General features: G+C 62.4%; 24 protein-coding genes. 9 read left to right on the top strand and 15 right to left on the bottom strand.

What is annotated here, in order from left to right:
* Nucleotides 1-388 precede the first annotated feature (388 nt).
* A complete protein-coding gene (locus tag ACQ5BM_RS04085) occupies nt 389-529 on the top strand; it encodes a hypothetical protein (RefSeq protein ID WP_429808110.1) in 141 nt (46 codons plus the stop codon).
* A gap of 219 nt (nt 530-748) precedes the next feature.
* A complete protein-coding gene (locus tag ACQ5BM_RS04080; RefSeq protein WP_429808931.1) occupies nt 749-1087 on the top strand; it encodes an MmcQ/YjbR family DNA-binding protein in 339 nt (112 codons plus the stop codon).
* Between the two features lie 181 nt (nt 1088-1268).
* On the opposite strand, the gene ACQ5BM_RS04075 is transcribed toward ACQ5BM_RS04080, so the two are convergent.
* Nucleotides 1269-1736 (bottom strand): YcgN family cysteine cluster protein, encoded by a 468-nt coding sequence (locus tag ACQ5BM_RS04075; RefSeq protein ID WP_429808929.1) that lies wholly within the window; start codon nt 1734-1736, stop codon nt 1269-1271.
* A gap of 163 nt (nt 1737-1899) precedes the next feature.
* On the opposite strand from ACQ5BM_RS04075, the gene ACQ5BM_RS04070 reads away from it, so the two are divergent.
* The 3 genes from ACQ5BM_RS04070 to ACQ5BM_RS04060 all read left to right on the top strand — a co-directional run bounded on the left by ACQ5BM_RS04070 (nt 1900) and on the right by ACQ5BM_RS04060 (nt 5374).
* Nucleotides 1900-4098, top strand: a complete 2199-nt coding sequence (locus ACQ5BM_RS04070) for a transglycosylase domain-containing protein (RefSeq protein ID WP_429808108.1) — start codon at nt 1900-1902, stop codon at nt 4096-4098.
* A 147-nt stretch (nt 4099-4245) separates the two neighbouring features.
* On the top strand, nt 4246-4836 hold the full coding sequence (locus ACQ5BM_RS04065; protein WP_429808106.1) for a DUF1214 domain-containing protein: 591 nt from the start codon (nt 4246-4248) through the stop codon (nt 4834-4836).
* Entirely contained in the window at nt 4826-5374 is a 549-nt protein-coding gene (locus ACQ5BM_RS04060; RefSeq protein WP_429808103.1) for a DUF1254 domain-containing protein, read from the top strand. The genes ACQ5BM_RS04065 and ACQ5BM_RS04060 overlap by 11 nt, the downstream gene beginning before the upstream one ends.
* A gap of 152 nt (nt 5375-5526) precedes the next feature.
* Here ACQ5BM_RS04060 and ACQ5BM_RS04055 read toward each other — a convergent pair whose 3' ends face one another.
* The 3 genes from ACQ5BM_RS04055 to ACQ5BM_RS04045 all read right to left on the bottom strand — a co-directional run bounded on the left by ACQ5BM_RS04055 (nt 5527) and on the right by ACQ5BM_RS04045 (nt 7116).
* Nucleotides 5527-5697: a hypothetical protein gene (locus tag ACQ5BM_RS04055; protein WP_173515953.1), complete on the bottom strand. Its 171-nt coding sequence runs from the start codon at nt 5695-5697 to the stop codon at nt 5527-5529.
* A gap of 314 nt (nt 5698-6011) precedes the next feature.
* Nucleotides 6012-6293, bottom strand: coding sequence for a hypothetical protein (locus ACQ5BM_RS04050; protein ID WP_429808100.1), 282 nt, complete (start codon nt 6291-6293; stop codon nt 6012-6014).
* 151 nt (nt 6294-6444) lie between these two features.
* Nucleotides 6445-7116 carry an SH3 domain-containing protein gene (locus ACQ5BM_RS04045; protein WP_429808097.1) on the bottom strand — a complete coding sequence of 224 codons (672 nt, stop codon included), beginning with the start codon at nt 7114-7116 and terminating at the stop codon, nt 6445-6447.
* A 295-nt stretch (nt 7117-7411) separates the two neighbouring features.
* Between ACQ5BM_RS04045 and ACQ5BM_RS04040 the strand changes: the two genes are divergently transcribed.
* Nucleotides 7412-8485, top strand: coding sequence for a DUF2336 domain-containing protein (locus tag ACQ5BM_RS04040; protein ID WP_429808095.1), 1074 nt, complete (start codon nt 7412-7414; stop codon nt 8483-8485).
* Nucleotides 8486-8740: 255 nt separating this feature from the next.
* Here ACQ5BM_RS04040 and ACQ5BM_RS04035 read toward each other — a convergent pair whose 3' ends face one another.
* The 3 genes from ACQ5BM_RS04035 to ACQ5BM_RS04025 form a co-directional block, all read right to left on the bottom strand.
* Nucleotides 8741-9100 carry a DUF1491 family protein gene (locus ACQ5BM_RS04035; RefSeq protein WP_429808092.1) on the bottom strand — a complete coding sequence of 120 codons (360 nt, stop codon included), beginning with the start codon at nt 9098-9100 and terminating at the stop codon, nt 8741-8743.
* Nucleotides 9101-9165: 65 nt separating this feature from the next.
* Nucleotides 9166-10131 carry a peptidoglycan-binding domain-containing protein gene (locus ACQ5BM_RS04030; protein ID WP_429808090.1) on the bottom strand — a complete coding sequence of 322 codons (966 nt, stop codon included), beginning with the start codon at nt 10129-10131 and terminating at the stop codon, nt 9166-9168.
* A complete protein-coding gene (locus tag ACQ5BM_RS04025) occupies nt 10103-11674 on the bottom strand; it encodes a sensor histidine kinase (RefSeq protein ID WP_429808926.1) in 1572 nt (523 codons plus the stop codon). Before ACQ5BM_RS04025 ends, ACQ5BM_RS04030 begins: the two co-directional genes overlap by 29 nt.
* 641 nt (nt 11675-12315) lie before the next feature.
* Here ACQ5BM_RS04025 and ACQ5BM_RS04020 point away from each other — a divergent pair.
* From ACQ5BM_RS04020 to ACQ5BM_RS04010, 3 genes are all read left to right on the top strand, one after another.
* Entirely contained in the window at nt 12316-12783 is a 468-nt protein-coding gene (locus tag ACQ5BM_RS04020) for a DUF5330 domain-containing protein (protein ID WP_429808088.1), read from the top strand.
* A 208-nt stretch (nt 12784-12991) separates the two neighbouring features.
* Nucleotides 12992-13672, top strand: coding sequence for a hypothetical protein (locus ACQ5BM_RS04015; RefSeq protein WP_429808086.1), 681 nt, complete (start codon nt 12992-12994; stop codon nt 13670-13672).
* A 182-nt stretch (nt 13673-13854) separates the two neighbouring features.
* The gene (locus ACQ5BM_RS04010) at nt 13855-14277 is read left to right on the top strand and encodes a SufE family protein (protein ID WP_429808084.1); all 423 of its coding nucleotides are present in this window, start codon (nt 13855-13857) and stop codon (nt 14275-14277) included.
* A gap of 125 nt (nt 14278-14402) precedes the next feature.
* Here the strand turns inward: ACQ5BM_RS04010 and mucR are convergent, their stop codons facing one another.
* The 8 genes from mucR to ACQ5BM_RS03970 form a co-directional block, all read right to left on the bottom strand.
* Entirely contained in the window at nt 14403-14834 is a 432-nt protein-coding gene (gene mucR, locus ACQ5BM_RS04005; RefSeq protein WP_043620098.1) for an exopolysaccharide biosynthesis transcriptional regulator MucR, read from the bottom strand.
* Between the two features lie 403 nt (nt 14835-15237).
* Entirely contained in the window at nt 15238-15579 is a 342-nt protein-coding gene (mnhG, locus tag ACQ5BM_RS04000) for a monovalent cation/H(+) antiporter subunit G (protein WP_429808924.1), read from the bottom strand.
* 14 nt (nt 15580-15593) lie between these two features.
* Complete coding sequence (locus tag ACQ5BM_RS03995; protein ID WP_429808081.1) at nt 15594-15959, bottom strand: cation:proton antiporter; 366 nt, start codon at nt 15957-15959, stop codon at nt 15594-15596.
* Nucleotides 15956-16432 carry a Na+/H+ antiporter subunit E gene (locus tag ACQ5BM_RS03990; protein ID WP_429808079.1) on the bottom strand — a complete coding sequence of 159 codons (477 nt, stop codon included), beginning with the start codon at nt 16430-16432 and terminating at the stop codon, nt 15956-15958. Before ACQ5BM_RS03990 ends, ACQ5BM_RS03995 begins: the two co-directional genes overlap by 4 nt.
* Nucleotides 16429-17991 carry a Na+/H+ antiporter subunit D gene (locus ACQ5BM_RS03985; RefSeq protein WP_429808076.1) on the bottom strand — a complete coding sequence of 521 codons (1563 nt, stop codon included), beginning with the start codon at nt 17989-17991 and terminating at the stop codon, nt 16429-16431. Before ACQ5BM_RS03985 ends, ACQ5BM_RS03990 begins: the two co-directional genes overlap by 4 nt.
* A gap of 7 nt (nt 17992-17998) precedes the next feature.
* Entirely contained in the window at nt 17999-18376 is a 378-nt protein-coding gene (locus ACQ5BM_RS03980; protein WP_173515941.1) for a Na+/H+ antiporter subunit C, read from the bottom strand.
* On the bottom strand, nt 18376-18795 hold the full coding sequence (locus ACQ5BM_RS03975; protein ID WP_173515940.1) for a Na(+)/H(+) antiporter subunit B: 420 nt from the start codon (nt 18793-18795) through the stop codon (nt 18376-18378). The genes ACQ5BM_RS03980 and ACQ5BM_RS03975 overlap by 1 nt, the downstream gene beginning before the upstream one ends.
* The gene (locus tag ACQ5BM_RS03970) at nt 18792-21152 is read right to left on the bottom strand and encodes a putative monovalent cation/H+ antiporter subunit A (RefSeq protein ID WP_429808073.1); all 2361 of its coding nucleotides are present in this window, start codon (nt 21150-21152) and stop codon (nt 18792-18794) included. The genes ACQ5BM_RS03975 and ACQ5BM_RS03970 overlap by 4 nt, the downstream gene beginning before the upstream one ends.
* Nucleotides 21153-21220: the final 68 nt, after the last annotated feature.

Raw genomic sequence — 21220 nt, 5'->3', positions numbered from 1 at the left:
AAGGTTGATTCAAGATGATCGCGTTTCGATTCCGGCAGCCGGACTAAACCACTGACACGCTTCGATTTCGTCGCCACGGCTTCCCCACCGAGGGCGTGAGCGTCCCTCGCGCTCAGCAGCCGCATTGGCTGCTGAACTGCGCCGAAATTGGCGTGCGCGCGGAAGAAGAGATGTCCGCAAATTTACTTCAAAAGAACGCCTAATTTTGACGTATCGGCACCTGTGTGCATGCGCACCGACGGACGGCTGTGGATCAACCAAAAATTAATCGATTTAAATATTCTTTAATCGTTTAAATGATTTAAGCCACTGATTTACAAAGCCTTTACGATATGAAATTGTCCGCCCCGTCAAACGTCATGAAACCGTCATAGGCCCGGAGGATCGGATGCAGACGCTAGCGAACAACCAGCCCGCATCTCAGCAGTCCAAAGTACCGCAATCGCTGCTCGACCGTTTCGAAAACGAATGGCGCGCCATGCGCGCCGCCGGCGAAAGCGCCCCGAAGCCGATCCAACCGGCCGAGTAAGCCCGTCGGTGACGAGCCGGATCTCGCCACCACCATCCCGAGTTATGCTAGACGCAACACGAAGTTGAACCTTGGGTGTCAGGCTGGACCGCTTCCTGCAACCCTTGTGTCGTGTCGTTGCACAAACGGACAGGGCCGTGGCAGAAGCTGCGGCCCTTGAATATTTGTGGCGATTTTCAGCCTTTTGGCCATTCGGAAAAACCATGTTACTCTTTCCGTATGCTGACCGAAGAGATTGAAAAACTCGCGCTAAGCTTGCCGGGAACGGAGGAGAACGCGCATTTCGGCACACGGGATTTCCGCGTGGGCAAGCGCATTTTCATGACCTTGCCGGAAGCAGGTCGCGCGGTCTTCAAACTCACGCCCGACCAGCAACGCATGCTCCTGGAAATGGAGCCTGGGGTCTGCGCCGCTGTGCCCGGCGGCTGGGGAGATCGTGGCTGGACCTCATTCTACTTCGTCGAAGCGGACGAAGGCCTCGTCCGTCAGTCGATGGAAACGGCCTGGCGCAACGTCGCGCCGAAAACCCTCGTCAAGAAGAACGGCGGCAGCCACTAAAGCGCGTCGCGATCTTTCAGATTCGCTCCTCGCGCTTCAAGTCTATTGATATTTCGCATATCGTTATCGCAAAACCGCTGCGCCCTTTTGCGCGATATGCTTTGGGCTGACTCCAGAGGAGTGCATTTCCGGCTCGTGCGGCACCGGCGCAAATCGATCCCGAACGCCGGCCAATCCCCTCTTATTCCACGCTTTCCTGCCCCACTTCCAATGGCCAGGTGACGAGATAATCTTCGTAGTCTTCGATATCGACGTCGTCCTCGGCGACGGTGCGGCCGCGCACCGAAATGCCGGCAGCATGAACCGTTTCCGGATCGCCCGAAATCAGCGGGTGCCACCAATAGAGATCGCGCCCCTCGGCTACGAGGCGATAACCGCAGGTCGGCGGCAGCCAGGTGATCTCGCGCACGGCCTTGGGCGTCAGCTGGATGCAGTCAGGCACCGTCGCCTGCCGGTTTTCATAGTCCCTGCAGCGACAGCTCTCGCCATCGAGAAGCGTGCAACGGATCGAGGTCCAGGCGATCTCGCCAGTATCCCAATCCTCCAGCTTGTTCAGACAACAGAGCCCGCAGCCGTCGCAGAGGCTTTCCCACTCCGTATTGGTCATGTCCTCAAGGCTCTTCGCCTTCCAGAAAGGCATTTCGCCCATCGTCATCACACTTTCGTCAAATAGCCCGCGATACAGAAATTTCGCAGAAAATTGCCGGTTTTTTAAGGCCGCCGGCGCGATATGCAAGTAGATTGGAATTTGACGCCGTGCAAATATTATACGGCGCCGGCATGATGCCGCAGAGCCTTCAGGACGTTGAGACGTGCGGGAACCGAGGAAAGACGATAACCGGCCGAAAAAGCGGCACATCTTTCTCAGGATCGACTCCTGGATCGATTCCACGGTCTGGAATGCCGGCTTCAAACTGGCGCAATGGTGGGAAGACACCACCATCTTCTTCCGCCGGTTCCGCGTCACGGGCTGGAAAAGGGTCGTCTTCGAGGTGCTCGGCGAAGGCATGACCTGGGGTACCGTCGGCTCGGTGCTGATGCTGGCCTTGGCGCTTCCGGCCTTCGAGGAGACCAAGGGCAACTGGCGCGCCCAGAGCGACTTCGCCGTCACCTTCCTCGACCGCTACGGCAATGAAATCGGCCACCGCGGCATCATCCACGAAGATTCCGTGCCGATCGACGAGCTGCCCGATCATCTGATCAAGGCGGTGCTCGCGACCGAAGACCGTCGCTTCTTCGACCATTGGGGCATCGATTTCCTCGGCCTTACCCGAGCGATGACCGAGAATGCCCGCGCCGGCGGCGTCGTCCAGGGCGGCTCGACGCTGACGCAGCAGCTTGCCAAGAATCTCTTCCTGTCGAACGAACGCACGATCGAGCGCAAGATCAAGGAAGCCTTCCTGGCGGTTTGGCTCGAATGCAACCTGTCGAAGAAGGAAATCCTCCGGCTCTACCTCGATCGCGCCTATATGGGCGGCGGCACCTTCGGGGCGGCTGCGGCCGCGCAGTTCTATTTCGGCAAGTCGATCACCGATGTGAGCCTTGCGGAGTCGGCGATGCTCGCCGGGCTCTTCAAGGCGCCGGCCCGCTACGCGCCGCACGTCAACCTGCCGGCCGCGCGCGGGCGCGCCAACGAGGTTCTGACCAACCTCGTCCAGGGCGGGCTGATGACCGAGGGCCAGGTGATCGCCGCACGCCTCAATCCCGCCAGCGTTATCGACCGCGCCCAGGTAAAGGCGCCCGACTTCTTCCTCGATTGGGCCTTTGACGAGGTCCAGCGTATCGCTCGGCCCTTCGCGCAGCATTCGCTGATCGTGCGTACCACGATCGACATGGGCCTGCAGAACGCCGCCGAGGACTCGGTGGAATCGAGCCTGCGCCAATATGGCGAGAGCTTCAATGTGAAGCAGGGCGCCATCGTCATGATCGAGAACGGCGGTGCGGTGCGGGCCATGGTCGGCGGCCGGGACTATGGCGAGAGCCAGTTCAACCGCGCGACCCGCGCTCTGCGGCAGCCAGGCTCCTCCTTCAAGGTCTACACCTACGCTGCGGCGATGGAGAAGGGCATGACGCCGGAAACGGTGGTCGTCGACGCGCCGATCACCTGGCGTGGCTGGTCGCCTCAGAATTACGGCCGGAGCTATGCCGGGCGCATCACGATCCTGACGGCGATCGCCAAGTCGATCAACACCATCCCCGTGCGCCTCGCCAAGGACAAGCTTGGCACCGATCTGATCGCCCAGACCGCCAAGGCGATGGGTATCGAGACGCCGATCCGCACCGACAAGACCATGCCGCTCGGAACGTCGGAAGTCACCGTGCTCGATCAGGCGACGGCTTACGCGGTGTTTCCGGCGGGCGGTGTACAGTCGCGCCGTCACGGCATCAGCCAGATCCTCAACTATGACGGCGATATCCTCTACGACTTCGGTCGCGACGAACCGCCGGCGCGGCGCGTGCTTTCGGAAGCCGCGAATGCGTCGATGAATTCGATGCTGACACAGATTCCGATCATCGGTACCGCGCGCAAGGCCGCCCTCGACAACGGTATCGTCGTCGGCGGCAAAACCGGCACGACGCAGGCCTATCGCGACGCCTGGTTCGTCGGCTTCACCGGCGACTACACGACCGCCGTCTGGTTCGGTAACGACGACTACACGTCGACCAACAACATGACCGGCGGTTCGCTGCCGGCGATGACGTTCAAACGGCTGATGGACTATGCCGAGCAAGGCATCGAGCACCGGGCGATCCCCGGTGTGGTCGCCCCGACGACGCCAGCGAAGCAGCCGCAGGTCGCGACGGCGAAACCGGATGAGAACGCCCTGCCTCCACTCGTCCGTCCTCGCTCGCTGTCGGCCGAGGTTACCCGCCTGCTGCGCACGATCGGCGAGACCTTTGAAAAGGCACCGGCCCTGAAAGCGCCGGAGAGCGGCGGCAAGCTCGCCGCCCTCGGTACTGCCGAAGAAAAACGCCCCGGACAGGCGGATCCCAATGCCGCCAGCAACTGAAATCTCCCGCTCTGACTTGCGGCAGCGATCCCGACAGGGAGCCGCACGCGCGGCGTCGGCCGCCGTTGCACCGGTCGCTGTTTTCGGCGAGATATGGGGGCAGCCCCATGTTGCCCCGCCGCAGAACGATTTCCGATAGAGCCGCCCTTGTTTCGAATCCCCTTCCTCGTCGCCCTCGCTCTTGCCATCGCCTTCGGCGGCGGCATTGCCTCGACCGTATGGGCGCTGAAGGCGACCGTCGGCTTCGGTTCGATCGCGATCGGCCCGTGGGTCGCTTTCCCGGAGGCGCAGACGATCAACGCCGATCCCTATGCCAAGGCGCACCGGGCGCGCGCCGGAGAACTTCTTTACGGCGGCGCCGAAGGACTGATGTTCAGCGCGCAGACCGACGACAAGGGCCAGAAGCTCCAGGCTTCCTGCTCCTATGACGTCACGGGGCTGACGCCACAGGCTCGCTTCTGGACGCTCTATGCGGCCAATGCCGACGGCCTGCCGTTGCGTCCCGGCTCCGACCTGCCCTCGGCCGTCAATTCCTGGACGGTGCTGCGCAGCGAAAACAGCAATTTCACCATCCATGTGTCGCCGAACGCCCAGCCGGACAATTGGCTGGCCTTGCGCCATTCAGGCACCTTCCGACTGGTTCTGACGCTGCTCGACACGCCGACGGCAGGTTCGTCGGGGCTGCTAGACCTTGCCATGCCGATCATCACCAAGACCGGGTGCGGCGATGCTGCGTAAGGTTCTCTTCGCCACGGCCCTCGGCCTCGTCGGCGCCGCGCTGCTGCACATCATCATCATTCTGGCGCTGCCGCAGTTTACCGGCCGTGACGCCTATACCCGCGTGCTGGGACTGCTGGAGATGGACAGCTTCTTCGCGCTGACGAGCACGCCGGGGCCAACGGGCCTTGCCAATGACGACCCCTATCTCAGGACGGCCGTTTGCAGCTTCTCGATCTCGGACGGACCGGCGCGCTTCCTCGCCAGTGGCAATGTGCCATTCTGGTCGCTTGCGGTCTTCGACAGCAATTCGAACGAAGTCTTCAGCATGAACGACCACACGGCAGTGAACGGCAAGCTCGATCTTGTCGTCGCGACGCCGATTCAACTGGTGGAATTGCGCAAGTCGCCGCCGGAGGCGCTGGCGCAATCGATCATGGTGGAGATGAAGGAACAGGATGGCTATGCCGTTCTGAGAGCGATGGCGCCGGTCGACAGTTTCGAGGAGCAAGTCCGCAACTTCCTTGCGGAATCAAGCTGCGAGCCATTTCGGCGCTAAGTGCGGCGAACGCGAGGCAGCCTACCGCTCGGTCGCAGATAGCGAAGAGCAAAGACTGCGTTCAGGCAAGAATTATGGTGAAGGGGCCTTGATGTTTCTGGCCAAGGACACGCGCCCGGCCATCGCCGGTCGTCGACGCGCGAAATCGAACGCTACTGCTTCTTGATCCGGCGTCCATCCGGTGCCGTCGGCTGCGGGTCGCGGTCGAGGCGCTCATAGCGGATGCCGGTGAACAGAAGCACTTTGGCTCCGCTCGATATGGCCGGTGGTCTACGCGGCGGTACGCGAACCTTTCGGTCCTGAATTCTGATCACGTCTGCCATGCTCGTCTCCACAAAGTCTTGAGACGGATGAACTACCGTACAGATTTCACCCTGCCCTCTCGGGCCAGCGCATTTCTCCAGGCTTGCCTGGACAGGCGCGCTTTTCTCGTCTGCTCCTTCTTCCGGTCGCCCGGATGTTGCTCTTCTGGTTCATACGATGCAGCCCGATGATAACGGGTCCGCCCCGATTGAGCCATAGGCTGGTTAACAGAATGCTAATACACCGCTCCGGCACCAACCTGGATTCATTATCGCGCCAGACGAACCCTCGAGATGTATCCAAGGTAACAGTCCGGAGCGGCATCAAACCGCAGTCAGCGCCGCGATATCAGACCAAGCAGGAACGACACACCGGCAACCGCCACCAACGTCGCCAAGGGCTCCTCGCGTACCCGCTCGCGAACGCGTTCCGCCATCAATTCCGCCTCCCCCTGAACAACCGCCCTCGTACCGCTACCGATGGCCGAGACAGCTTCGGTCAGTCGAGCGATTTCCGCCCGCAGTTCGGCGATCTGAACATCAACCTCAGCACGCGCCTGCACCTGCGAAACGTTTTCGCCGACTTTCTGCACGGCCTCCAGTTTCTTTTCCACCATTACAACGCTCCCTTGTCTGCGCGGTCTCAACGCTCCGGATGGCGTTTGGTTCCGCCTGAGACCACAGAAACCGGGCTGCCAAAAGCAAACGGGCGGCCCGCGCCGCCCGTTTCCTATTCAACGGAATAGCGCCGAAGCACGGCGCTTCCCGTCAGTTCTCGCAGTCTGGGTCGTCGAACTGGCACCGAATCAACGGCGCCGGGCGGGCGCGTTCGTAGATACCGTCGTCGTCCTGGCGAATGCGGACGCTGCGACGTTCCCATTCTCGGCGATCTTCACGTTCCGAACGCCACCACTCCTCTTCACGCTGACCGCTTTCCCAGTCGCGCTGCGCGCGACGCCGATCGCGTTCCCAGTCATTGCGGTCGCGCTCGCGCTGCCGTTCCCAGTCGCGGCGATGCCGGCTGTCATCGACCCAATCCGGTCCCCGGCGCCACCGATCGCGCTCACGATAGAAATCGCGGCCACGGTAGTTGCGGTCCCAATAGCTGTCGAACTGGAAGACAACCGTCGGAATGCCGAGCGGGCGATAATAGCGGGGCTCGACATAAACGCGATTGCGGCGATAGTCGGCCTGGACGTAACGCCCGGCAACCCAGCCGCGCCCGCCATAGAACGAGACGTCGCACCACGGCAGATCTGCAAGGCATCCGTGAATTTCGACGGATTCGCCGACCGGGATCAGCGATACCGCCGGATAGCGGGTGCTCGGACCGGAGCGCATGTTGACATTGGCAGTGGCAAAGCCTTCCGCGGCTTCGGCGATCGCCGGGGCCGCCAGCAGCGCGCAGACCGCCGCTGCGCGCAGGATAAATTTCTTCACAGTTCCATATCTCCCATGGAGAGGCCCCTCTTCACTCGGCCTCCAGGCGTCGGCGGGCGTCCGGAGCCCTTGACCGTCGCCGCGATAACTCGTGACCGCATGTGGATTTTTTATGGCTAATGCCCCGAATGTCCCCGGAAATGCGGGGTAATCGGGCAATCTGTCGGCCTTGCCGGGCGCCACGCAGGTGCCGCAAGCCTGAATAAAGCTCCAACATCCATAGTTAACAGTACGCTAACGCTTTTCTTCTAATTTTTGCGACGTGTGCCTTTCCGGATCACCGGAAACGGCGATCATGTTTTGCGTGCAGGGAATTACCGTGACGGATCGCTTTCGTGAGTTGGAAAGGCCACAGACCGGCCGCTTGAAGGACGTCGTCCTGATGGCGACGGTCACCGGTTTCGAAAGCCTGCGCATCCCCGGCAAGTCCGACATGAAGCAATTTGCCGAACTGTTCGAGCCGCTTTTCCTCGGTTCCAGCAACGAGGCCCGCCGTCAGGCGGCGGCAGCCCTTTCCCAGTGTCCACAGGTCCCGGAGCCGGTCGCCGCGCTGATCGGCGGCATGCCGATTTCCATTGCCGCGATTTTTCTGACGCGCTCGAAGGCGATTACCGACCGCACCCTCATCGCGGTCATCCGCGACCGCGGGCCGGAACACGCCGCAGCGATCGCGCGCCGCCCGAACCTCTCTCCCCTTGTCGTCGATGCCCTGGTCGAGCACCACAATCCGCCCGGGCTCGCCGCGCGCAGCAATGCAGCAAGGCAGGCGGTGGCCGAGCGAAGGAACCCGGAGGCCGAGGCTGGTTCGGTGCGCGCGGCCCGCGAAGAAGCGCTGCGACACGAGATCAAGACGTTGGCGCGAGCGGGGTCACGCACCACCGCACCGACGACCTCAACCGATGCGATCGGCGACGTGCATGCGGCGCTGCTCGTGCGCTTTGCCCGTAGCGGCGAGATCATCCTGTTCTCACGCGTCCTCGGCCAGGCACTCGGCACCAAGGACGCGCAGGTCGAACGCATCCTGCTCGATATCTCCGGGCAGCGGCTGGCGACGAGCCTCGTCGCGCTCGATGTCGAGACGTCCGATGCCGGTTTCGTGCTCGAGACGCTATATCCGCATCTTCGCGAGCCCTTCGGCGAGACGACCCATGCCGAAGCGTTGATCGGCGCCATGAACCGCGCCGCCTGCCGCGAACAGCTCGATGTCTGGCTCGAGGCGGAGGCCGAAGTATCAACCGCAGCTGCAAGGCACGAAGCATACTTCGCTGAAAATCCCGCCAACAGTGCGCGCCAGATCGGCCCTCGTCGGATTGCAGCGGCCGGCGGCAATGTGCAGCCACTGCGACTTTTCGGCCGGCGACGCGGCTAGGCGCAGAAATCTCTTATCTTGCGCGCTACCTTGATGCGGCATCCTCCGGCGAGATCCGCGCCGCATGCGGTAGCCGCTCTCAGTCCATGCAAACGGCGGCAACAACCCTTGTCCGAGTAAAACCGAAGCCGCCTGATCGGGCTGCCGCTCAGCTTCGAGAGTTCGCCTATTGAGTCGATTTGATCGTCCATGAGCGCGTTCCACGGCCTCACCAAGCGGAGAGGCAAGCAGGTTCGCCTGATCGGCAAGACTGTGTCAGGGCCGGCTTGCGCCATCCTGCGGAACGACCTCGAACAGATCGCCATGGTCGTCCAGCTCGATTTCCACGATCCAACAATCCGGGTCGAACCGGATCTCGCTCGCAAGGGCCGCTTCGACCCTTTCCGCGTCACTGTCGCGCAACCTCACTTCAAACTTACGGCCAATATCAACTTCGTCGGCGAAGAAATTCTGCGGCGCCGGGGCAAAGAGCGTCTCGGTGCCGAGCCGCGTCCGCTGGCGGATGAAGATTGCGCCGGCCTCCTGCGCTCCCTTGCGCAGCACGGCCGCATAGCCGCCGAGCAAAAATGCGCGGCGCAAGAGGGACGAGACGAAGATGTGAGACTTCAAGCGCATGGAAGGCTGATACACGCGCCGGCTGGCAGAGGCAAATCGGCGGCGTGGTCAAGCCCGATCATCGATCAGAGCGCGCCGATTTCCTTGAGCTTCTTCAAGACCTGCGCATTCGGCTCGCCGGTCTGCGGCAGGCGGTAGTGTTTTTCAAAGTGGCGGATCGCTGCCCGCGTCTGCTCTCCGGCGACGCCATCGACCGCAACATCCGCATAGGCGAGGTTGCTGAGCCCCTTCTGGATGTTCAGCACCAGTTCGCTCGAAACCGGGATTTCGGCACGCGGAATGAAATTACCTTCCTTCTCGGAGGAACGAATGGCGGCAGCGACCGGATCGATCTCCACGCCGTTGCCCTTTGCCTCGGCGAGCGGTCTTCCCGCCGGCGTGACCTGAGCAGCCTTGTCGCTCGGCGCGGCCCGCAGCGCCTGCAACAACGCGGTGCTGGCCAAGCCCGTCTCGGCGCGGCCCGCCTGCGCTTCGAAGCGCAGGATCGCAGCCGCCGTCCGCGGGCCGGTGCGCCCGTCCGGTACGCCGTCATAAAGGCCGATCCGGTTCAATTCCTTCTGGATGTCAGCGACGAGCTTCGAGGTCGCGCCCGCGGGCACGCTTGCCACGCGCTCGGGCGACGGCTTGTCCGCCGGAAGATCTGCGGAAGCAGCGGCAATCACGTCCTCGACGTTGTCCGCCTTGGCCTCGCCTTCGCGTTCGATGACGAACGTGGTCACGTTACGCTGCTCGGCCTCCTCACCTTTGGCGATGGCGATCCGCTGCGCGGTTTCGGCACTGACGAGCGGCACACGGGTGCGCAGAAGCGGCGACGGGTGCACGCCGTGCTGATACCACATGGCATTGGCGGCAACGAAGGAAAACACGACCAGGAAGGCGGCCGAGCCGCCAGAGACAAGCGGATGACGCGCCATCAGGCGGCCGGCAAGTCCAACACCCTGTCCGGCAAGAGCCAGCCCGCGCACGGCCAGGCCGGGCGCACGCCGCGCGGCCTTCTTCCGTTCAGGCTGTTTTCGCTTGCGCGGCGCCATATCCCCGTTCCTCGTTCAAACCAACGTCTTCGGGCCGTCCCCCTTCGGCAGCCGGTTTCGTTTCTCCATCGCGCAGGCGCGGCGGAAACTCCACCGTTACCGACGAACGCTGCTGCTCCTGGCGCGCGGCAACGGCGATGCCGGAGCCGTCGCGCGGTATCGTCACGACGATGACAGTCCCCTCGCCCTCGCGGCTGCGAATCGTCAGATCGCCACCATGAAGCGCAACGAGGCCCTTGACCAGCGAAAGGCCGAGGCCGGTGCCCTCGTAGCGGCGCGTATAGTCGTTCTGGATCTGGACAAAAGGTTGACCGAGCAGCTCCAGCTTGTCGGCGGCGATACCGATGCCGGTGTCGCTGACCGAGAGCTTCAGCATCGCACCATCCACCTCGGCGTCGATCGTCACGACACCGCCATGGTCCGTGAACTTCACGGCGTTGCCGATCAGGTTGATGAGAACCTGCTGGAAGGCGCGCTGATCGGCGTTGATTTCGCCGATGCCGCGGGTAACACGGCTGAGCAGCTTGACGCCCTTTTCGGCGGCCTGATGCGATAGCATCGCCTCGCAGGCGGCAACGGCCTCGGCGACGCGGAAAGGCTCGGGCAGGAGTTCGTAGCGCCCCGCCTCGATCTTGCTCATGTCGAGCATGGTGTTGACGACGGAGAGCAGATGTTCGCCCGACTTATGGATGAGGCCTACATATTCGCGCTGGCGATCGTTCTCGAGTTTGCCGAAATATTCGCCGGCCAACACGTCGGAAAAACCGAGGATGGCGTTGAGCGGCGTGCGCAGTTCGTGGCTGACAGCGGCGAGAAAACGGGTTTTGGCGTCGTTCGCAGATTCCGCCTCGGCCGTCCGGGCAGCGGCCTCGGCGCGCAAACCGGCCTCCTCGGAGACATCGCGCGACTGGGCAAGGATCCCCGTCAAGTTGCCGTCGCGATCACGTAGCGGCGCCAGTTCACAGGACATGTAGACGAACTGTTCGCCTTCAATCGGCAATGTCCGCCGTTCGATACGGATATCGACCGTCGCCCGGTCGCCACCCTGGCGAAGGATGTCGATCGCGCTCAGGAAGGTGATGCGGTCGGAAACATGAATCTGCTCGATGAAGCCGCGGCCTGCGGGGTCGCGCATCAACGTCAGGTGCTCGGCGGCATCGCGCCCATGCACGGAGAGAACATTGCCGCGCAGGTCATGCACGGTGACGATACCGGCAAAAAGATCATAGGCGGCCGAGAGGTCCGGGAGAGCGGGATCGGACGGAGCCGGCGCTCCAGCGTCCGGCGCCCGACCGCGGGCGATGGCAACGGCCGCCGCCAGCAGCGAGGCGGAAGCCCAAAGGGCGGTGCCGAGCGGCAGGGCCGAGGACACGGGCATGGCGAGCGACAGGGCGAGCGGCACCACCGGCAGCGTCGTCAGCGAGACGGCCGCAACGGCACGCAGGCGTTTCGTGTCGCGGCGTCCGGCGAGCGAGGAAGCTTCACGACGGGGCAGCCACAGGGCCGCGACCTCGTCCACGCGGGACGCCCATCTGCCAGCCATGTTACGCAATACGTTCACGCTTTACCCTGCTACATTTGTTGTTCTTGCGAAGCTGGCGCGACCGATTTCCCCTACCTGGGAACCGCGATTCAGACTGCCTCGTGACATGTCGGAATCTCGCATCCCCGGCTTAATGAAAGAATAAACGCGCCCGTGCCGGAACGGTGCGAAACGGCTGAAAAATCCCGTTTTGAAGCAAATCGAGCGACCTTCATTTCTTGTGGTTAACGGGGCGTAAGCAACGGATTTCTGTGTATTTTCTGGACACTGTTAACGATTGTGGCGCGCCTGCCGGCACGCCATTCCCGACGCTTCCGGGCTTCGCGCCACGAGGTCCGCCACGAACCTTAACGGCGAAAGCTAAAATGCGACACAAATGCGCGGCAAAGCACTCGACGGCGGCATTTCATTAAAATTTGAAGCAAATGCCATCCGATTTTGAAAAGCCGTCTTGTGATTCCCGTCCTAATGTCGACGTCAACAAAGGGCCGACGCTGCATCGAAGGCAGCAGGTTCCCCGAGGAAACGACGGCAGCGTGAACGGGTATCAGGGGATACTCCAGCGCTGCGGGATGCCGAGGGCGCAAAAGCCGGCTAGAAGACTGGCGAGCTCAGGCAACTGAACGAAGGATGGGCAGAACATGTGGTTTCTCATCAAGGCGACATTCTGGTTTTCGCTGGTGCTGGTGCTGCTGCCATTCCTCGATCCGTCGAGTTCGCAGAAGCTGGAGCATGCCCCCAAGGTCGAGCTTGGCGACACCTTCGCCGCCGCCAATGAGGCTTTCCAATACATCAGCGCCATCTGCACCCAGAAGCCTGAGATCTGCGAGAAGGGTGCCGAGACCTTCGTCGCCCTCGGCCATCGGGCTCGCGAAGGCGCACGCATCGCCTATGAATTCCTGGATACCCAGTTTGCCGAAACCGATGCCCAGCCCGATGCCAAGGTGACGACCGGTACGGTCGTACCGGCGATGACCGGCACGGCCAAGCCGCAGACCGATCTGGCGGCTCCGGCTACCGAGGTCAGCACCATCGATGCAGAGCCTGTCTTCAAGCGCACGCCGGTTCCGGAAAAGCGCCTCGATCCCAAGGCCGCGATCATCCAGTAATCACGCCAAGCCCTCGGTCGGGCCGGCGGCCGCCCATCCACCCATTCGCAACTTAACTGCCTGACTTGCCGCCCTGTCGTGGCCGCCGCGAGGATCCATCCCCTCGCGGCGTTTTCTTTTTCGCTGGCGCAACCTTGGATCGCGCCCGAGCCAGCCACGCGCAAGCCGTGGCTGCTTAGGTCCGCCGCACGGCAGGCGGAGGCACCCGATGCAGATCCATGGGCTTTTTTCGAATGCGGGCGTCAGGCGGCCGGCGACGCCCGGCACTTCGACCGCCGGCGAAGGCAAGAGCCCGGCATCGGCCGCATTGCTTCTCGGCACCGACGAAGGCGCGGACGACCACGCCGCCGCAGCCAAGAAGAAGATCGACGAGATCAAGGAGCAGCTTCGCATGCTCCGCTTCTTTGCATCGGATCCCGAAACGCTTGCGAGGCTCGCCAAGCAGCTCGCTCAGCAACTCGGCGCGGCCGTCCAGCAATTGGCCGGCGCAGGCGGTATCGAAGCGGCAGATGGCGTTGCATCCGCCGCAGCCGCGACTGCCCTGGCAGAGGCCGGCAATGCGCAGACGGAAGGTGCTGCGACAGACGATGATGCAGTCGCGCCCCCCGGGCCGGCAAACTTCGCCGAGCGCGCCTATCGCGAATTCAGCGACGAAGATCGCGAGTCCGGCTCAACCATGAAAGTGGTCGCCGAACTCAAATCGCTTGGCGAACAGGTAAAGCAACTGTTGCGAAAAGCCGAGCAGGAATTGCGCAACGATGGATCTGTCCGTGACGCTGACGATGCGCGCGCGGCCGGCCATGTCTTGTCTGCCGCCATCGGCAAACTCGGCGGGATCGACGCAAGCGACGGAAATACCTTCACATTTCCGTCAAGCGTTTCGATCTGACGCGCCCGCGAAATGCCGCCGATGCCCAAGGCAACCGCTATTGACGGTTCTCAATGGCCTTTCGATCCCCTATATGAGGGCTGAAAGCCTGCGCGCCCGACAGCAAAGGGCATGGCAGGGACGAACCTCGTTCGCGGCAAGGGCCGGCGGGGGTATACTATTCCGACAACTGGACCTGGATCATGACGACGCTTGAGCAGATCATCGACGATTTCGCCTTCCTCGACGAGTGGGAGGATCGCTATCGCTATGTGATCGAACTCGGCAAGGCGCTGCCGGAGATGCCTGAGGCCAAGCGGACCCAGGAAAACAAGGTTCAGGGCTGCGCCAGCCAGGTCTGGCTCGTCACCCAGACGACGGGCGATCCGGAGGACCCCGTGCTGACCTTCGAAGGCGAATCGGATGCGCATATCGTGCGCGGCCTTGTCGCGATCGCGCTCGCCATCTATTCCGGCAAACATGCCTCGGAGATCGCCGAGATCGATGCCATCGATACCTTCGGCAAGATCGGCCTGATCGAGCATCTCTCGACGCAGCGCGCCAACGGCCTGCGTTCGATGATCCGCCGCATCAAGAACGAAGCGGAGCTTCGGCTGGCGGCCTGACACCGTCAGGACCTGACAGCAAAACACAAGAGCCGGACGCTCAGGCCCGGCCCTTTGTGATCAAACCAAATGCCGTCAGGTACTCGCCGCAAACGGCCGCAATGCCTCACCAGACGGTTGAAGCCTTACTTGCCGCGGCGCTTGCGGCGCTGGCCGAGGCCCATTTCCTTGGCGAGGCGCGAGCGCGCTTCCGCATAGGCGGGCGCAACCATCGGGTAGTCGGTCGGCAGGTCCCACTTCTCGCGGTATTCTTCCGGTGACAGATTGTGGTGGGTCATCAGGTGACGCTTCAGCGACTTGAAGGTGCCGCCGCATTCAAGGCAGGTGATCTGGTCGTCCTGGACGGACTTGCGAACCGACACGGCCGGCTTCGGCTTTTCAACCGGGATGACGACCGGTGCCGGCGCCGCGGTGTTGTTGAGGGCCGAGTGCACGTCTGCGATCAGCGTGGGAAGCTCGGCGACGGGAACCACATGATTGCTGACGTAGGCGGCAACGATTTCCGCCGTCAGTTCAACCAGAAGTTCATGGCTCGCGCCAAGCGCTGTTTCAGTCATTTCTTTCTCCTATCGGACTTCAGCACAACCCGAAACGACGTCTCGGGGGAGGAACGCTTGCAAGAGCCGTCAGGAAGCCTTCGCTGCCTTGGGATGGACCATCAAACGCGGCAAAGACAAACGCCGGCCACGATATCAAGAGTTGGAATTTTGATTACGAAACCTGCTGCCGAGTCACCGGGACGACCGAACTCTCAAAGCAACAACCAAACATACACAACTCAAGCTGGAATTTCAGATCAAAGTATTTTCCGCGACGACACTTTACATTTACCCGATTAACATCGATGCGTGAAATGTCCAAACATAAATTTGCCGACACTTAGCAACTTTATCTCCAAATTGCTAAAATGGCCACACTGCATCGCAAAGTTCTGAAATACAAATTCAGAAATGTCATCGATCAGCGACGACGTGGCTCTTCCTTTTGCGGAAGCTGATCTACGACTGACAGTTTCGTAAGTTTGTAACCAGCCTGATGTGCGGCTTTTGCCAAGAGATGAGCCGAAATTGGTGCAGTCAGCACGAAGAAGAAGAAGCCTGCAAGCGCCCGAATCAGTATTGCCGCATCCAGAGAATGAACGCCTGCAGCCAGCAGCAACAGGCCGGAACCTATGGTGCCGGCCTTCGACGCTGCGTGCATACGGGTGTAAAGATCGGGAAAACGCAAGATGCCAATTGCCGCAAGCAGCGAAAAGATCGCGCCGACGATCAACAGAGCGGCAACCAACACGGAGATGGCCATCTCCAGCACAGGGTTCATCGGCGGCCTCCCTTGTGCCTGCGACGGACCGCGTTGGATCGCGGTGTGGAGACGCGCGTTGCTTCCCGTGCGCTTTCCGGCGAAAGCCCGCGAGCGAGGACGAAACGCGCAAAGGCGACCGTCGCCAGGAAGCCGACCAGGCCCAGGGCGATGGCAATATCGATGTAAAGGTTAAAACCGGTGCGGATCGCGACGACGGCAATCAGGCCGATGGCGATCGCCACCAGCATGTCGAGACCGAGCACGCGGTCCGGCAGGGTCGGGCCGCGGACGATGCGCCAGACGGTAACCAGAAGGGCGGTAGACAGCGCGATGAGCGCGAAGCCCGTGGCGAAGGCTTCGATCTGGTCTGGCAGGCTCATTCGAACGCCTCCTTTATCCGCCGTTCGAAGCCGTTGGCGATGTCGCGCCGCAAGCCGCCCGGGTCGGCGCAATCGAGCGCATGGACGTAGAGCGTCCGGCGGTCGTCGGAGACGTCGACCGAAAGGGTTCCTGGCGTCAGGGTGATGAGATTGGCGAGCAGCGCGATCTCGAAATCGCTCTTGACCGTCAGCGGAAAGGCAAAGATGCCGGGCTTCAGCACCATCTTCGGCTGGATCACCATGAGGGCGACCTTGGTTGCCGAGATTGCCAACTCCTTGAAGAACAGAGCCGTCAGCAGAAACAGTTTGAGCGGCCGCACCGGATAGGTGACGGGCTGGAGCTCGCGCCGGATCAGCGACAGGGAAAGAGCTCCGACGGCGAAACCGAGGATCAGATTGGCCAACGAGAAGCTGGCGCTAATCGCCCCCCAGATCGCCGTGAACACCAGGTTGATGGTGAGGAACTTGGTCACGGGGCACCTCCCGGGAAAACCGAGTTCAGATAGGCCGAGGGTTCGGAGAGCCCCGCCGCCGCGCTTTGAATGGTCGCAAGCAGCGGCTCCGGATAGAGGCCGATCGCCAGGGCGAGGACAGTCAATGCAGTAAGCGGCAGGAGTGCCGCGGGCGAGATCGTCGCGGACGCCGTCGCTCCCTCCCCGGCGCCGGCATCGCGCCAATAGGCCAATAGGAAGAACCTCCCGGTGACAACGGTCGTCAGGAAACCGGTGAGAAGCAGGGCCCCTGCCAGCCACCAGGCGCCGATATCGAGCGCCGCTTTGACCAGCATCACCTTCGGCCAGAAGCCGGAGAACGGCGGCAGCCCGGAAACGGCGAAGGCCAGCATCAGCGTCAACGCCGCGAAACCGGCATGGCGACGATAAAGGCCTGCAAGCGACGAAAGCGAGAAGCTGCCGCCGAGCCTGGCCGCGATGCCGGATGCGAAATAAAGCGCAGTCATCACCAGCATCGAATGCAGCGCGTAGAAGATCGCCCCGCCGATACCGCCCGGCCCGCCGACGGCAATACCGGCGAGGATCGAGCCGATGCCGGCGACCACGAGATAGCCGAGCATGCGGCGGAAATCCGATTGCGCCAGCGCCCCGAAGGCGCCGACGAGCATGGTCAGCGCGCCGGCAAGCGCGACGACGAAACTCAGTTCCTCGCGCTGGATCGGCAGCAGCATGACGGTGACGCGGATCAGGGCGTAGATCCCGACCTTGGTCAGCAGGCCGGCGAAGAGCGCCGATACCACGACGCGCGGCGTGTGATAGGAAGCCGGCAGCCAGAAATTGACCGGAAAGGCTGCCGCCTTCATGCCGAAAGCGAGCACGAAGAGCGCCGTCAGAGTCATCAGCGGCGCAGTACCGGCAAGACCTTCGGCCTTGCGGGCGATATCGGCCATGTTGAGCGTGCCGAAGCTCGCATAGAGATAGCCTGTGGTGATCAGGAACAGCGTGGTCGCGATCAGATTGAGGAAGCCGTACTTCACTGCGCCGTCGATCTGCTCCCGCTCGGAGCCGAGCACGATCAGGCCGAAGGAGGAGATCAGCAGCACCTCGAACCAGACGTAGAGGTTGAAGATGTCGCCCGTCAGAAAGGCGCCGGAGACACCCGCCATCAGGAGCATCAGGAACGGATAGAAGCCGTAGCGCCGGCCGCTGTCATTGATATCGGCCAGCGAATAGACCCCGCCGGCAAGGGCCACCACCGAGGCCGCCAGCGCAAAGAGCGCGCCGGTGAGATCGACGGTGAAGGCGATGCCGAAGGGCGGCAGCCAGCGCCCCATGACCATCGTCAACGGACCGCTTGCGAGTACATGCCGAAACAGGAGAACGTCGATGAGAACGAGGCCGGCAAGGCCGAGGACCGCAATATAGGGATGCCAGTCGATCTTTCGGCGCAGCATCACCAGCAGTGCGCCGATCGCCAGGCACCAGGCGACAGGCAGGATCACCAGCCATTCGGCAGAGGCGACCGGATCGAGAACGAGCGCGGCGGCGAGATCTGCGGGGGGAGAAGTCGAAGCGGCCATGGGTCGGTCAATATCCAAGCGGCGGAGCCGGCTCGTCCTTCGGCTCGGCGACGCGCATCTCGTCGGTATTGTCGGTTTGCAGCTCCTCGTAGGCGCGCCACGCCAGGACCAGCAGGAAAGCGAAGAAGGAGAAGGAGATGACGATTGCCGTCAGGATCAGCGCCTGCGGCAGAGCGTTTGCGGCCGGTCCCGTGAGCGTATCCTGGTGGCCGGGAATGACCGGCGGCACGCCGCGCGTCAGCCGCCCGCCGGTGAAGATCAGCAGGTTGACCGCGTTGCCGAGGATGGCGACACCAAGCAAGACGCGGATGATGGACTTCGACAACAGCAGATAGACCGCCACCGTGAAGAAGATGCCGACGAGCAACGCGAACCAGGCTTCCATCACTCGCCTCCCCGCTCTTCGAGCGAAAGCGCAACCGAGCTGATCGCGCCAACGACGACGAGATAGACACCGCAGTCGAAGAGCATCACGGTCGACAGCGGGATCTCCACGCCGAGAACCGAGGGATAGATCCAGAGACCGGTCATGAATGGGACGCGTGCGGCAATCGAGATCAGGCCGGCGACCGCCGATGCGAAGAGCCCCGCGCCGGCGATTGCCATCGGATGGAAATAGATCGCGCGGCGCACGGTCTCGACACCGCAGGCGATGCCGTAGATCGCCAGCGCCGAAACCGCGATCAACCCGCCGATGAAACCGCCACCGGGTTCGTTATGGCCGCGCAGCAGCACGAAGATCGAAAACAGCACCATCAGGCTGGCAAGAAACGGGGCGACGGCCCGGAAGATCACCGACTTCATGCGCGCTCCTCCGCATCCGGATCGTTATCGGCGATACGGCGAAGCGAACCGGCCCTCAAGCGGACCAGCGACAGGATGGCAAGACCGGTGACCATCAGCACGGCGATCTCACCCAGCGTGTCCGTGCCGCGGAAATCGACGATGATGACGTTCACCACATTGGCGCCGTGCGCGATCGACTTCGAATAGAGATTGAAGAAATCGGTCAGCGTGGCGTCGAAGGGAACACCCGTCGCCTTCAGCAACATCAGGCTGAAGCCGACGCCGCAGGCGAGCGCGATGGCGAAATCCGGAACCTTCTGTGCGAGCGGCCGATGGTCGGACGGCGAGAGCCTGAGCCTTGTCATCACCAGCGCCAGCACGACGACCGACAGCGTCTCGATCATGAACTGCGTGAAGGCAAGGTCCGGCGCACCATAGAGCAGGAAGATGACGGCCACGGCAAAACCCTGGATGCCGAGCGAGACGATCGCCGTCAGCCGATCGGGTGCGAGCACGACGGCAACGAGACCGATGACCGCGATTGCCATGATCGCAAGCTCATGCAGCGGCACGTCGGGTGCGAAGAACGGCGCGCGCGGCAGTTCGCCATAGATGAGCGGAACGAGCAGCAGCACGAAGGCAACCAGGATGAAGGTCACCGTCATGTAAACATCGAGCCGGCCGGATTGCAGCCGGCGCGTCAGGGCGCCGGAAAAACGAACGAGCCCGCGAATGAACTGGTCGAAACCACGGTCCGGCCCCCAGCCGATATCGGCAAGGATCGTGGCGATGAAGCCACGCAGGCGATCGAGCTTCAGGTAGAAGACGATCCCGATCAACGCGGTCGCGATCGACATGGCCAACGGCACCCCGACGTGCGGAACGACCGATATCGTGACCGCACGCGGTTCGCCTGATATCGCTGATGCCATCGGCGTCGAAACGAGTTCGTGGGTCAACCCCGAGAGCAAGGCCGCCGAAAGCCCCTTGGCGGCGAGCAGCGCCGGTCCGAGCCAGAGCAGCAACGGCGCCTCGTGCGCGGCCTTCGGCGTCTCGACCTTCGCACCGACGAATGGCTTGAGGGCTACGGCGAAGGCGGCCGCAAACATCAGCGCATTGCCGAAGATCGCGAGCGCAGCAAAGACCATCGAGCGGCGGTCGAAGCCGGAGAGTGCATAGTAGATTTCCTCCTTGGCGATGAAGCCAAAGAAGGGGAACAGCCCGCCCATCGAGAATGCCGCGGCAAGCGCAATGACGAAGGTGAGCGGCATGGCCGAGCGCAAGCCCCCGAGCCTCGTCACGTCGCGCGTGCCGGTCTCATGGTCGATGATGCCGGCAACCATGAAAAGCGCGCCCTTGAACAGGGAGTGTGCGACGAGATAGAGCGCCGCCGCCTCGATCGCATGCGGGGCGCCGAGACCGGTCAGCATGACGAGCAGGCCGAGCGACGCCATCGTCGTATAGGCGAGCATCAGCTTCAGGTCGGTCTGGCGGCAGGCCAGGGCTGCACCGATGACGAGCGTAGCGACGCCAAAGAGCGGCAGCAGGATCTGCCATTCAGGCGTGCCGCCGAAAACGGGATTGAGCCGCATCAACAGATAGACGCCAGCCTTCACCATGGTCGCCGAATGCAGATAGGCCGAGACGGGCGTCGGTGCTTCCATCGCGTTCGGCAGCCAGAAATGGAAGGGGAACTGCGCCGACTTCGTAAAGGCGCCGCCGAGAACGAGAAGGAGCGCCGCCAGATAGAACGGGCTTTCGCGCATCTCCGTGCCAAAGGCCATGAGCAGCGAAAGCTGGGTGACGCCGCTGACGTTCCAGATGATCAGAAGTCCTGCGAGCAGGAACAGCCCGCCTCCTCCGGTCACGACCAGCGCCTGAAGCGCCGCACGCCGGGCCGCTTCGCGCGAATGGTCGAAGCCGATCAGCAGGAACGACGTGATCGAGGTCAGTTCCCAGAAGACGAAGAGCATCAGGAAGCTGTCGGACACGACGAGCCCGAGCATCGATCCCATGAACATCAAGATGAACGAGAAGAACCGCCCTTGCTGCGGATGGCCTTTCAGGTAACCGCCGGAATAGAGCACGATCAGCACGCCGATGCCGGCGATCAACAAGGCAAACGTCAGCGACAAGCCGTCGATCAGCCAGGAAAAGCTGACATTGAACGACGGGATCCAGGCATAGCCGCCGGTGACCACCTCGCCCTTGGCCACTTCCGGCCAGAAGCGGGTGAAATGCAGGACTATGGCCGCGGGGAAGAGTGCCAGAACCCAGGCCGCCTTGTGCCCGAGCAGGCGCGTGAGCAGCGGCGCGACCAAGGCCCCCACGAACGGGAGTGCGAGGGCCAGAAATGTCAGGGCCGCAACATCCATCGTCCTGGCCTGCTCCTTTATATTTTCACCAAATAATCAATCGAAGACCCGACATAAAAGAAGGGTTA

It is taken from the genome of Ensifer sp. B1-9 (assembly GCF_050474445.1).
In the GTDB taxonomy this organism is placed as follows: domain Bacteria; phylum Pseudomonadota; class Alphaproteobacteria; order Rhizobiales; family Rhizobiaceae; genus Ensifer.
Note: the sequence above shows the minus strand (reverse complement) of the source record. Positions and strands in the feature narration are given on the sequence as shown.